The following is a 12,509-nucleotide window of genomic DNA, read 5'->3' as shown; positions in this document are numbered from 1 at the left end:
GGGGTTTACTGCTTGCCCAGCGCAAAGTTGGGCAACGCCCCCAGCGGCCGGTTGAACTGATACGGAATCGACACCAGCCCCATCCCGGTATTGCGCTGCACCACGAAGTGCAGGTGCGGGCCGCTGCTGTTGCCGGTGTTGCCGGACAGCGCCAGCGGACTGCCCACCGCCACTCGCTGCCCCTCGCGCACACTCACCGACCCTTGTTTGAGATGCAGGTACACGCCCATCGTGCCGTCGTCGTGCAGGATCCGCACGAAGTTGCCGGACGGATCCGTGCCGCGTCCGTTCTGGGAATTCTCGGTCTTCACCACCACCCCGGCGCGCGCCGCGATGATCGGCGTGCCGACCGGCATGGCGATGTCCATCGCATATTTGTTCTTCGGCCCGAAGTGGCTGTAATCGCCATTGGCGCCCTGGCTCAGGCGGAACGGCCCGCCACGCCATGGAAACGGATAGCGATAGCCCTGAGCCGCGCCAGCCGGGTCGCCGAGGGAATACTGGAACATCGGCGTGTACACCAGCGGTTTGCCACCGGATACCGGCGTCAGCAACGCCAGCCGCGTATTGCTGCGCGCCGGCAGCACCCGGCGAATCGTTTGCGCCGGTGCGCCGCGCACGTTGCTCATCCCGGTAAACGCCAGGGCAACCTCGACCGGCGCATACAGGTCGTTGCGCACGAACACCACGTCCGCGCCCTTCTGCTTCTTGATGTCGAGATAGACCTGGCGCTCCAGGCGCTCGACCATCCGGTCCTGAAACACGAACACCTGGGAGCCTTTGCTCGGACGGTCGCTGTACGAAACCACTCCGTTGGCATCGGTGGATTTGTAGATCGTCATGGCCACCGTCGAGGTGGAGGCCATGAACAGACCACAGAAAAACAGCAGGCGCAGGGGCATGGGCAAAAGTTCTGTCGAGTAAGGCCTGGGAATGAGCCTAGCAGCTGAAGCAGACCAGGCTAGTCGACAGATGTTTCAAAATGGCAGGTGCAGGAGATGATCGTCCCCACGCTCTGCGTGGGGACGCAGCCCGGGACGCTCTGCGTCCCATGCGTGAGGACGCAGAGCGTCCCTTGAGGCATTCCCACGCGGAGCGTGGGAACGATCAGCGTAAAACGACGCTTACGCGCCCGGAACGAAGTGCTTCTGCGCCGTGCCGCGGGCGATCAGGCGGGAGATGTAGTCGAGCTTCTGCGCGTCCTGGTCGACGAAGCGGAAGGTCAGTTGCAGCCAGTCGCTGTCGGGTTTCGGTTCGTGGGCAACGACGGCGTGCAGGTAGCCGTTGAGACGGGCGATTTCGGCGTTGTCGCCCTGCTCCAGATCGAGCACGGCGCTGTCGAGGATCTGCGGCAGGGTGTCGGTGCGTTTCACCACCAGCAGCGCTTCCTTGATGCTCAGGGCCTTGATCACGCATTGCTGGGTGCCGCTTGGCAGGCGCAGTTGACCCTGACCGCGACCGCCGGCCGGAGCGCTGGAGGCTGCCGGGGCTTTCACAGGCGGGCTGTTGAGCAGGCCACGCTGTGGCGCGGCGGCAGGTGCCGGGGCCGCAGCGGCAGGCTTGGCAAACGGATTCACTGCCGCAGCCGTCGGTGGAGAACCAACCACGGCAGCCTTGCCACCGGTCAACGCGCTCAGGGAGTCGTTGCCGAACGCCGAGTTCATCTTGGTCGGGGCGCTGTTCATCAGGGTGTCGAGTTTGCCGACCTTGTTCAGGGCCTGCTTGACCTTGGTCAGCAGTTGCTCGTTGGTGAACGGCTTGCTGACGTAACCGGTGACACCGGCCTGGATCGCCTGCACGACGTTTTCCTTGTCGCCCCGGCTGGTGACCATGATGAATGGCATGGTCTTGAGGTTGTCCTGCTCACGGCACCAGGTCAGCAGTTCGAGACCGGACATTTCCGGCATTTCCCAGTCGCACAGCACCAGGTCGAAGGCTTCCTTGGCCAGCATGGCCTGAGCCTTCTTGCCATTGATGGCGTCCTCGGTGCGGATCCCCGGGAAGTAATTACGCAGGCACTTTTTCACCAGGTCACGAATGAACGATGCATCGTCCACGACCAACACACTGATCTTGCTCATCCAACACCCCTATTAAAATCCCGGCAAGCATAACGCTGGCTGATGGCACATTGCCAAAACTCTTCAGTCACGCCGGGACTTTTCGTTCGCGGGTGCTGCTTTTTATTTCGGTTCTGCCTATGAGAAGCAGAAACAAAAACGCCCGGCCAAAGGGCCGGGCGCTTTTCTCAGGCAATCTTACTTATCGTCAGCATCGCCCGGAACATTAGCGGTTTCGCCACTTGTCCCTTCAACTTCTTCCTTCATGCGCTTGAGGCCCATGTGCCGCACATCGGTGCCGCGCACCAGATAAATCACAAGCTCCGAGATGTTGCGCGCGTGGTCGCCGATCCGCTCCAGCGAACGCAGCACCCAGATAATGCTCAAGACCCGCGAGATAGAGCGTGGGTCTTCCATCATGTAGGTCGCCAGCTCGCGCAGGGCGGTCTTGTATTCGCGGTCGATGATCTTGTCGTACTGCGCCACCGACAACGCCAGGTCGGCGTCGAAGCGTGCAAAGGCGTCCAGCGCATCGCGGACCATGTTGCGCACCTGGTCGCCGATGTGGCGAACCTCGACGTAACCGCGCGGCGCTTCGCCTTCTTCGCACAACTGGATCGCACGGCGGGCGATCTTGGTCGCTTCGTCGCCGATACGCTCCAGGTCGATCACCGACTTGGAGATGCTGATGATCAGACGCAGGTCGGAGGCCGCCGGCTGACGACGGGCCAGAATGCGCAGGCATTCTTCGTCGATGTTGCGTTCCATCTGGTTGATCTGGTCGTCGATCTCGCGCACTTGCTGGGCCAGGCCCGAGTCGGCCTCGATCAGCGCGGTGACCGCGTCGTTGACCTGCTTCTCGACCAGCCCGCCCATGGCCAGCAGGTGGCTGCGCACTTCTTCCAGTTCGGCGTTGAACTGCGCGGAAATGTGATGAGTGAGGCCTTCTTTGGAAATCATGCGTTCGCTCCGAAAAAGCGTTTAACCAAGAGCTGCAAGCTACGAGCTGCAAGCTGTTATGTGGTGTTCCCTGCCGCATCGCTTCTAACTTGCCGCTTGAAGCTTGCCGCTTGCAGCTGTACGGCTAGCCGTATCGCCCTGTGATGTAATCTTCGGTCTGCTTCTTGGCCGGATTGGTGAACAGGGTATCGGTGTCGCCGAATTCCACCAGTTTGCCCATGTACATGAACGCCGTGTAGTCGGACACCCGCGCCGCCTGTTGCATGTTGTGGGTAACGATGACGATGGTGAACTTGGATTTGAGCTCGTAGATCAGCTCTTCGACTTTCAGGGTCGAGATCGGGTCAAGTGCCGAGCACGGTTCGTCGAGCAGCAGCACTTCCGGTTCCACGGCGATGGTGCGGGCGATCACCAGACGCTGTTGCTGACCACCGGACAGGCCGAGGGCCGAGTCATGCAGACGGTCTTTCACTTCGTCCCACAGGGCCGCGCCTTTCAACGCCCACTCGACGGCTTCGTCGAGGATGCGCTTCTTGTTGATGCCCTGGATGCGCAGGCCGTAGACCACGTTTTCGTAGATGGTCTTCGGGAACGGGTTAGGCTTCTGGAACACCATGCCGACCCGGCGACGCAGCTCAGCCACGTCTTCGCCCTTGCGGTAAATATTGTTGCCATACAGGTTGATCGCGCCTTCGACACGGCAGCCGTCCACCAGGTCGTTCATGCGGTTGAAGGTACGCAGCAGCGTGGACTTGCCGCAGCCGGACGGGCCGATGAAGGCGGTCACGCGCTGTTTCGGGATGTTCATGCTGACGTCGAACAGCGCCTGTTTCTCGCCGTAGTAGAGGCTCAGGCCCGGCACTTCGATGGCCACGGTTTCCTGCTCGAGGTTCAGGCTCTGCTTGTCGCGGCCCAGGGCAGACATGTTGATGCCGTGGGTATGTGTTTCGTGCTGCATGGGTCTCACTCCGTTCGTAGCTGCAAGCTTCTAGCTGCAAGCTGCAAGTTTGAGCAAAAGCGGCTTGTAGCTTGCCGCTTGTGGCTAATGGCTTTAGCTGTCTAGAGCTTTGTACTTCTCGCGCAGGTGGTTACGGATGTACACCGCCGACAGGTTCAGGGTGGCGATCACCAGCACCAGCAACAGCGCCGTGGCGTACACCAGAGGCCGCGCGGCCTCGACGTTCGGGCTCTGGAAGCCGACGTCGTAGATGTGGAAGCCCAGGTGCATGATCTTCTGATCCAGGTGCAGGTACGGGTAGTTGCCGTCCACCGGCAGCGACGGCGCCAGTTTCACCACACCCACCAGCATCAGCGGCGCCACTTCACCGGCGGCGCGAGCCACGGCGAGGATCATGCCGGTCATCATGGCCGGACTGGCCATCGGCAGAACGATCTTCCACAGGGTTTCAGCCTTGGTCGCGCCGAGGGCCAGCGAGCCTTCACGCACGGTGCGCGGGATACGCGCCAGACCTTCTTCGGTCGCCACGATCACCACCGGCACCGCCAGCAGCGCCAGGGTCAACGAAGCCCAGAGCAGACCCGGGGTACCGAAGGTCGGTGCCGGCAGCGCTTCAGGGAAGAACAGACGGTCGAGCGAGCCACCGAGCACGTAGACGAAGAAGCCCAGACCGAACACGCCGTAAACAATCGCCGGAACACCCGCCAGGTTGTTCACCGCGATCCGGATCACCCGGGTCAGGGTGTTCTGCTTGGCGTATTCACGCAGGTACACCGCCGCCAACACGCCGAACGGGGTCACGATCATCGCCATGATCAGGGTCATCATCACGGTGCCGAAGATCGCCGGGAAAATCCCGCCTTCGGTGTTCGCTTCACGCGGGTCGTCGGACAGGAATTCCCAGACCTTGCTGAAGTAGAAACCGATCTTGGTGAACGTCCCCATCGCGTTCGGCTGGTAGGCGTGAACCACTTTACCCAGGCCGATTTCGATTTCCTTGCCGTTCGCATCACGAGCGGTCAAAGCGTCACGGTTGAACTGGGCGTGCAGGTCGGCCAGACGGGCTTCGATGTCCTGATAGCGGGCGTTCAGCTCGGCGCGCTCGGATTCCATGTCCGCTTGCGCGGTGGCGTCGAGCTTGCCTTCCAGTTCCAGCTTGCGACCGTGCAGACGGATGCGCTCGAGGCCGGCGTTGATCGCACCGATATCGACTTTTTCCAGAGTCTTGAGCTGGGCGGCAAGTTTGTTCACGCGATCGATCCGCGCTTGCAGCTCAGGCCAGGCGGCTTCGCCTTCGGCGATCACCTTGCCGTCCTGTTTGACGTTGACCAGGTAGCCGTAGAAGTTGCCCCACTCACGACGCTCCAGCGCCATCAGCTCCGGAGGATTCTTCTGGTCGGTCAGCCACTCGCCGACGATCCAGGTGAAGTCGTTGCCGTTCAGGTCACGGTTGCCGACCTTGATCAGCTCGCGGGTCATGAATTCCGGACCTTCGTCCGGCACCGGCAGGCCGGCGCTCTTCAGACGGGCGCGCGGCACTTCTTCTTTCTGCACCACCTCGCCCACGACCAGATGCTGACCTTGGCCCGGTACGTCATAGCTGGCGTGGATCAGATCCGCCGGCCAGAAGTGACCCAGACCGCGCACGGCGATCACCGCCAGCAGGCCAATGGTCATGATGACCGCGATGGACACCGCGCCGCCGCTGATCCAGACGCCCGGGGCGCCGCTCTTGAACCATCCTTTCAGGGAGTTCTGTTTCACAGACTTCTACCTTTGCTTAAAGCGACGAGTATTTCTTGCGCAGACGCTGACGAATCAGTTCCGCGAGGGTGTTCATGACGAAGGTGAACAACAGCAGCACCAGCGCCGAGAGGAACAGCACGCGGTAGTGGCTGCCGCCGACTTCCGACTCCGGCATTTCCACCGCGACGTTGGCGGCCAGGGTGCGCAGGCCTTCGAACAGGTTCATTTCCATGACCGGGGTGTTGCCGGTGGCCATCAGCACGATCATGGTTTCACCGACCGCACGGCCCATGCCGATCATCAGCGCCGAGAAGATGCCCGGGCTGGCAGTCAGGATCACCACGCGAGTCATGGTCTGCCACGGCGTGGCACCGAGGGCCAGCGAGCCCAGGGTCAGGCCGCGCGGCACGCTGAACACGGCGTCTTCGGCGATCGAGTAGATGTTCGGGATCACCGCAAACCCCATGGCCAGACCGACCACCAGAGCGTTGCGCTGGTCGTAGGTGATGCCCAGGTCGTGAGAGATCCACATGCGCATGTCACCGCCGAAGAACCAGTTCTCCATGAACGGGCTCATGTACAGCGACAGCCAGCCCACGAACAGGATCACCGGAATCAGCAGTGCACTTTCCCAGCCGTCCGGGACTTTCAGGCGGATCGATTCAGGCAGACGGCTGAAGGTGAAACCGGCGATCAGAATGCCGATCGGCAGCAGCATCAGCAGGCTGAAGATGCCCGGCAGATGCCCTTCTACATACGGTGCGAGGAACAGACCGGCGAAGAAACCGAGGATCACCGTCGGCATCGCTTCCATCAGCTCGATCACCGGTTTGACCTTGCGGCGCATGCCCGGGGCCATGAAGTACGCGGTGTAGATCGCAGCGGCGACGGCCAGCGGTGCAGCCAGCAGCATCGCGTAGAACGCGGCTTTCAGGGTGCCGAAGGTCAGTGGCGACAGGCTCAGTTTCGGTTCGAAATCGGTGTTGGCAGCAGTCGATTGCCAGACGTATTTAGGCTCGTCGTAGTTCTCGTACCAGACCTTGCTCCACAGTGCGCTCCACGACACTTCCGGGTGCGGGTTGTCGAGCAGCAACGGTTGCAGCTTGCCGCCGGCTTCGACGATCACGCGGTTGGCGCGCGGCGACAGGCCGAACAGGCCCTGGCCTTCGACGACTTGATCGACCAGCAAGGTGCGGTGCGCGGTGCTGTGGAACACGCCGAGCTTGCCGCTGGCATCCAGGGCCAGGAAGCCCTTGCGACGTTCTTCGGCGGAGATTTCCACGATCGGCGTGGTGCCCATCTGGAAGGTGCGGATCTGCTTCAAGCGCAGCTCGCCGTCGGTGTCGCGGGCCATGAACCACTGGGCCAGGCCGCCTTTGGAGTCACCGACGATCAGTGAGATACCACCGACCAGTTGCGTAGTCGCAGTGACTTCAGCGTCAGCGTTTTCCAGCAGCTTGTAGCGACCGTTGAGGCTCTTGTCGCGCAGGCTGAACACATCGGCCTGGGCACGCCCGTTGACCACGTACAGCCACTGCTGGCGAGGGTCGACGAAGATGTTTTTTACGGGCTCGGTCATCTGCGGCAGATCGATACGCTTCTGCTCGTTGGTGACTTCGCCGGTCATCATGTTTTCTTCGCTGGTCAGCGACAGCACATTCAGTTGCGAACCGGTGGAGCCGACCAGCATCAGGGTCGAATCGGTGGCATTGAGGCTGACGTGCTCCAGCGCACCGCCACTTTCGTTCAGCGCGATCGGTGTCTCGCCGTACGGGTACTCAATGGCCGGGGTGATGGTCTTCTTGCCATCCGGGTAGCTGACTTTATAAGTGTGACGGAACACCAGCGCCTGGCCGTTGGACAGGCCCACGGCCACCAGCGGGTGGCCCGGCTGGTCTTCGCCGATGGAGGTCACACTGGCGCCTGCCGGCAGGGGCAGATCGACGCGCTTCAGTTCAGCGCCACTGTCGATGTCGAAGAACAGCGCCTGGCCCTTGTCGGAAACGCGCATGGCCACCTGATTCTGCTCTTCGAGCGAAATCATCAGCGGCTTGCCGGCGTCCTGCATCCAGGCCGGGGTGAGTGCATCTTTCGCGGTCAGGTCAGCACCTTTGAACAGCGGCGCGACCACGTAGGCGAGGAAGAAGAAGATCAGGGTGATGGCTGCCAGTACCGCCAGACCGCCGACGAGGACGTACCAGCGAGTGAAGCGATCCTTGAGCGCGCGAATGCGGCGCTTGCGTTGCAACTCAGGCGTATTGAAGTCAATGCGCTTGGGAGGGTTCGTAGTCATTTTGGAATTGGCCAGATCATTCATGCGCACACCCTAGCGATCCTGTATGACAGAAAGATGACAATGCAGTGACGCACCAAATCCGCCGCCAGCAGGGCACTGGCAGTGGATAGAAGAATTCGGGGAGTGTGGGGGCCGGGCCGCTTGCGGGCCGGGCCCCACACGTGAGTCAGGCGGGGTTCACCCCTGACTCAGTTTGTTACTTTTTTGCGACTTCAGCGCCGCCTTCCTGCAGACCCAGGTCAGCCAGTGCTTTTGCAGCAACCTTGGCTGGCAGAGGGATGTAGCCGTCTTTCACGACCACTTCCTGGCCCTGTTTCGACAGAACCAGTTTCACGAACTCGGCTTCCAGCGGGGCCAGAGGCTTGTTCGGGGCTTTGTTGACGTATACGTACAGGAAACGCGACAGCGGGTACTTGCCGTTCAGGGCGTTTTCTTCGGTGTCTTCGATGAAGTCCGAGCTGCCTTTCTTGGCCAGGGCCACGGTTTTCACGCTGGCGGTCTTGTAGCCGATGCCCGAGTAACCGATGCCGTTCAGCGAGGAGCTGATCGACTGCACGACCGAAGCCGAGCCTGGTTGTTCGTTGACGTTAGGCTTGTAGTCGCCTTTGCACAGGGCTTCTTCCTTGAAGTAGCCGTAGGTGCCGGATACCGAGTTGCGGCCGAACAGTTGAACCGGCTTGTTGGCCAGGTCGCCGGTCACGCCCAGGTCGCCCCAGGTTTTCACGTCGGCTTTGGCGCCGCACAGGCGGGTGGACGAGAAGATCGCGTCAACCTGTTCCATGGTCAGGTGCTGGATCGGGTTGTCCTTGTGCACGAAGACAGCCAGGGCGTCCACGGCAACCGGGATAGCGGTTGGCTTGTAGCCGTATTTCTGTTCGAAGGCCGCCAGTTCGGTGTCCTTCATCTTGCGGCTCATCGGGCCCAGGTTGGAGGTGCCTTCAGTCAGCGCAGGTGGCGCAGTGGCGGAGCCAGCGGCCTGAATCTGGATGTTTACGTTCGGGTATTCTTTTTTGTAGTTCTCGGCCCAGAGGGTCATGAGGTTGGCCAGGGTATCGGAACCGACGCTGGACAGGTTGCCCGACACACCAGTGGTCTTGGTGTAGCTCGGGATAGCAGGGTCAACAGCGGCAACCGCGTTGGCAGTCGCAACGCCAGCAGCGACAAAAGTCATTGCCGCCATCAAACGCTTCAGTTTCATGCCTTACTCCTAGCAGATAGGGTGTGTTAAGTCGGGGCCAAGTATCAGCAGGCCGTGTGAACACTCTATGGCTGAAATATGACAATTGGATGAAAGGCCAGCATGTCGTGACAGATCGTTCCCACGCTTCGCGTGGGAACGATCAGTGTGAGGTGGCTTAGCGACCCTTGCTCCACAGCCAGGCGCCGACCAGGATCCCCATCCCGCATAACACCGCCACGTAGTAGGCAGGCCCCATCGCGCTTTCTTTAAGCAGCAGGCTGACCACCATCGGCGTCAGGCCGCCGAAGATGGCGTAAGCGACGTTATAAGAGAAGGACAGACCGCTGAAGCGCACCACCGGCGGGAAAGCCTTCACCATCACATAAGGCACCGCGCCAATGGTGCCGACCAGGAAACCGGTCAACGCGTACAGCGGGAACAGCCAGTTCGGGTGATCGGCGAGGCTGTGATAGAACGTCCAGGAGCTGGCAAGCAGAGCCGCGCAGCCGAACACAAACACGCGACCGGCACCAAAGCGATCCGCCAGCGCGCCGGAAATGATGCAGCCAAAGCTCAGGAACACGATCGCCAGGCTGTTGGATTGCAGCGCGGTGGTCGGCGAGAAGTGATAGACCGTTTGCAGCACGGTCGGGGTCATCAGGATCACCACGACGATGCCGGCGGACAGCAGCCAGGTCAGCAGCATCGACACCGCGATGGCTCCGCGATGGTCACGCAGTACGGCGCGCAGCGGCACTTCTTCGGCCAGGGCCTTGCGCAGTTGCAGTTCGGCGAACACCGGGGTTTCGTGCAGCCAGCGACGCAGGTAAACCGAGAACAGGCCGAACACGCCCCCCAGCAGGAACGGGATCCGCCAGGCGTAATCGGAAACTTCCGTTGGCGTATAGAGGCTGTTGATCGCGGTGGCGACCAGCGATCCCAGCAGGATGCCTGCCGTCAGGCCGCTGGTCAGGGTGCCGCAGGCGTAGCCGATGTGCTTGCCGGGTACGTGTTCGGAAACGAAGACCCACGCCCCCGGCACCTCACCGCCAATCGCCGCGCCCTGGATGACACGCATCAACAGCAGCAGGATCGGCGCCCACAGACCGATCTGCGCGTAGGTCGGCAGCAGGCCCATGATCAGGGTCGGCACGGCCATCATGAAAATGCTCAGGGTGAACATCTTCTTGCGCCCCAGCAGGTCGCCGAAGTGCGCCATCACGATCCCGCCCAGCGGCCGTGCGAGGTAACCGGCGGCGAAGATGCCGAAGGTCTGCATCAGGCGCAGCCACTCGGGCATGTCGGCCGGGAAGAACAATTTGCCGACCACGGTGGCAAAGAACACGAAGATGATGAAATCGTAAAACTCCAGCGCGCCCCCCAGGGCCGATAGCGACAGAGTCTTGTAGTCATTGCGGGTCAACGGTCGTGCGGGTTGGTCGGGCTGCGCGAGGCTCGAGGGCGCTGTGGTCATGGCAAGGTCTTCTCTTATAGTCGGATCTGCCGCCACAACAACGCTGGCTGTGGCTCGGGCAGGTTCGGCACCATAGCAAATTGTTCGAAAAAGCACATAGAGGTGCGTATTTGCCGGTCGAAATCAGAACCGGACGGTCGTCGCGGAGTCTACCGACCGATATACTCGCAACCTTGCTCCGGTTTGTAGGGGGTTGCTGTGCGAAAACGTCGTTGGCCCGGCCTTTGCTCGGGATTAGCCGGTTTCGCAGAGTTTCTCCTTAGGCGCCTGATGGAAAACGTGACGAACGTAGTATGTTCGGTGCTGAATCGTTTTTCCCGAAGACGGCTACCACCAGCAGCACCAACGAAGAGTCACGGGTCAGAGGCACCCCCGGCATGATAGAGCTCGAACAAGAAGATCCGATCCCGCAAGGCGACCTGGCCCTGCAAATCACCGCACTTCCCCGCGAAACCAACGGCTTCGGCGATATTTTCGGCGGTTGGCTGGTCGCACAGATGGACCTGGCCGGCACGGCCATGGCCAGCCGTGTTGCCGGTGGCCGTGTCGCGACCGTCGCCATCGACCGCATGGCGTTTCTGGTGCCGGTGGCTGTCGGCGCGCAATTGTCCTTTTATACCCAGACCCTGGAAATCGGCCGCAGCTCGATCCAGATGATGGTCGAGGTGTGGAGCGACGACCCGCTGTCCAGCGAGTGGCGTAAAGTGACCGAAGCGGTGTTCGTGTTCGTTGCCATCGATGGCAGCGGTCGCACCCGCTCGGTTCCGCCACGCGCACGTTAAACCTCGCGACCGTTTCACGGTCGATAGTCGTCCAAGTTGCTGATCGAGAGTTGTCCCATGAACACGCCCAACGTTGAAGCCGTGAAACTGGATGAACTGAACTGCTGGCGCATCCGCCACGGTCAGGCCGAAGTGCTGGTGGCCCAGCAAGGCGCGCACATCCTCAGTTATCAGGTGGACGGCCAGCCGCCGATCATCTGGCTGAACGACAAGGCCGTGTTCAAGACCGGCCAGAGCATCCGCGCCGGTGTGCCGGTGTGCTGGCCGTGGTTCGGCAAGTTCGAACGCAACCCGCAGAGCGTGCAGGCCATGTACACAGGTGCGCAACCGGCCGCCGCGCACGGTCTGGTGCGGGCAATGGATTGGGAGCTGGGCGGCATCGAATCAGAGGCTGACGGCGTCAAGGTCGAATTCAGGCTGCCCCACCCCGAAGGCGGACTGCCGGGCTGGCCGCATCAGGTCGACCTGACCCTGACCCTGCATTCGTCCGAGCAATTGCAGTTCAGCCTGACCAGCCACAACCGTGGCAACGACACCGTCAGCCTCAGTCAGGCGTTGCACACGTATTTTTCCGTCAGCGATGTGCGCAACGTGCACGTCGCCGGCGTCGATGGCTTGAATTACATCGAGACCCTGGACGACTGGAAGACCTGCACCCAGCAAGGCGACCTGCACTTTGCCGGCGAAACCGACCGCATTTACCTCGACGCCCCGCCGCAATTGAGCATCGTCGACCCGGCCTGGGAGCGGCGCATTGTGCTGACGGCTACCGGCTCGCGCACGGCGGTAATCTGGAACCCGTGGATCGACCGCGCGGCAGCACTGGCCGACATGGACAACGACGGCTGGCAACGCATGCTGTGCATCGAGACGGCGAACGTGATGGACGACGTGGTGACTTTGGCGCCAGGTGCTAGCCATACGATGGGCGTCAGCGTCGGCAGCAAGCCGCTGTAACCAGTACCCCAAAACAAAATGTGGGAGATTCTATGTTGCAGGGGAACCCTGCAATCTTAGATTCGGTTGGTATTCGCTCTGGTTCTTCATGAGGGC

The 12,509-nt window shown here is 61.4% G+C and carries 10 protein-coding genes; 2 read left to right on the top strand and 8 right to left on the bottom strand.

Translation table 11 applies throughout. The annotated features are described in order from the left end of the window. Positions 1-5: 5 nt before the first annotated feature. From AC07Y2_RS08175 to AC07Y2_RS08140, 8 genes are all read right to left on the bottom strand, one after another. The gene (locus AC07Y2_RS08175) at positions 6-902 is read right to left on the bottom strand and encodes a peptidoglycan DD-metalloendopeptidase family protein (RefSeq protein WP_039765119.1); all 897 of its coding nucleotides are present in this window, start codon (positions 900-902) and stop codon (positions 6-8) included. Positions 903-1,124: 222 nt separating this feature from the next. Next, on the bottom strand, positions 1,125-2,081 hold the full coding sequence (locus AC07Y2_RS08170) for a response regulator (protein WP_039765117.1): 957 nt from the start codon (positions 2,079-2,081) through the stop codon (positions 1,125-1,127). A 177-nt stretch (positions 2,082-2,258) separates the two neighbouring features. Then, positions 2,259-3,020, bottom strand: coding sequence for a phosphate signaling complex protein PhoU (gene phoU, locus AC07Y2_RS08165; protein WP_007954334.1), 762 nt, complete (start codon positions 3,018-3,020; stop codon positions 2,259-2,261). 124 nt (positions 3,021-3,144) lie between these two features. Continuing rightward, positions 3,145-3,978, bottom strand: a complete 834-nt coding sequence (gene pstB, locus AC07Y2_RS08160; protein WP_007954333.1) for a phosphate ABC transporter ATP-binding protein PstB — start codon at positions 3,976-3,978, stop codon at positions 3,145-3,147. Positions 3,979-4,071: 93 nt separating this feature from the next. Next, positions 4,072-5,742, bottom strand: a complete 1,671-nt coding sequence (gene pstA / locus AC07Y2_RS08155) for a phosphate ABC transporter permease PstA (protein ID WP_011336614.1) — start codon at positions 5,740-5,742, stop codon at positions 4,072-4,074. 16 nt (positions 5,743-5,758) lie between these two features. Then, positions 5,759-7,792, bottom strand: coding sequence for an ABC transporter permease subunit (locus AC07Y2_RS08150; protein ID WP_170844920.1), 2,034 nt, complete (start codon positions 7,790-7,792; stop codon positions 5,759-5,761). 424 nt (positions 7,793-8,216) lie between these two features. Beyond that, the gene (locus AC07Y2_RS08145) at positions 8,217-9,218 is read right to left on the bottom strand and encodes a phosphate ABC transporter substrate-binding protein PstS (protein ID WP_064600501.1); all 1,002 of its coding nucleotides are present in this window, start codon (positions 9,216-9,218) and stop codon (positions 8,217-8,219) included. A gap of 157 nt (positions 9,219-9,375) precedes the next feature. Further along, complete coding sequence (locus AC07Y2_RS08140; RefSeq protein WP_064600503.1) at positions 9,376-10,674, bottom strand: MFS transporter; 1,299 nt, start codon at positions 10,672-10,674, stop codon at positions 9,376-9,378. Between the two features lie 377 nt (positions 10,675-11,051). On the opposite strand from AC07Y2_RS08140, the gene AC07Y2_RS08135 reads away from it, so the two are divergent. Beyond that, positions 11,052-11,456, top strand: coding sequence for an acyl-CoA thioesterase (locus AC07Y2_RS08135; protein ID WP_003229628.1), 405 nt, complete (start codon positions 11,052-11,054; stop codon positions 11,454-11,456). Positions 11,457-11,513: 57 nt separating this feature from the next. After that, the gene (locus AC07Y2_RS08130; protein WP_103385848.1) at positions 11,514-12,413 is read left to right on the top strand and encodes a D-hexose-6-phosphate mutarotase; all 900 of its coding nucleotides are present in this window, start codon (positions 11,514-11,516) and stop codon (positions 12,411-12,413) included. Positions 12,414-12,509 lie beyond the last annotated feature (96 nt).

This window comes from Pseudomonas sp. GW456-12-1-14-TSB6 (assembly GCF_059424205.1).
Note: the sequence above shows the minus strand (reverse complement) of the source record. Positions and strands in the feature narration are given on the sequence as shown.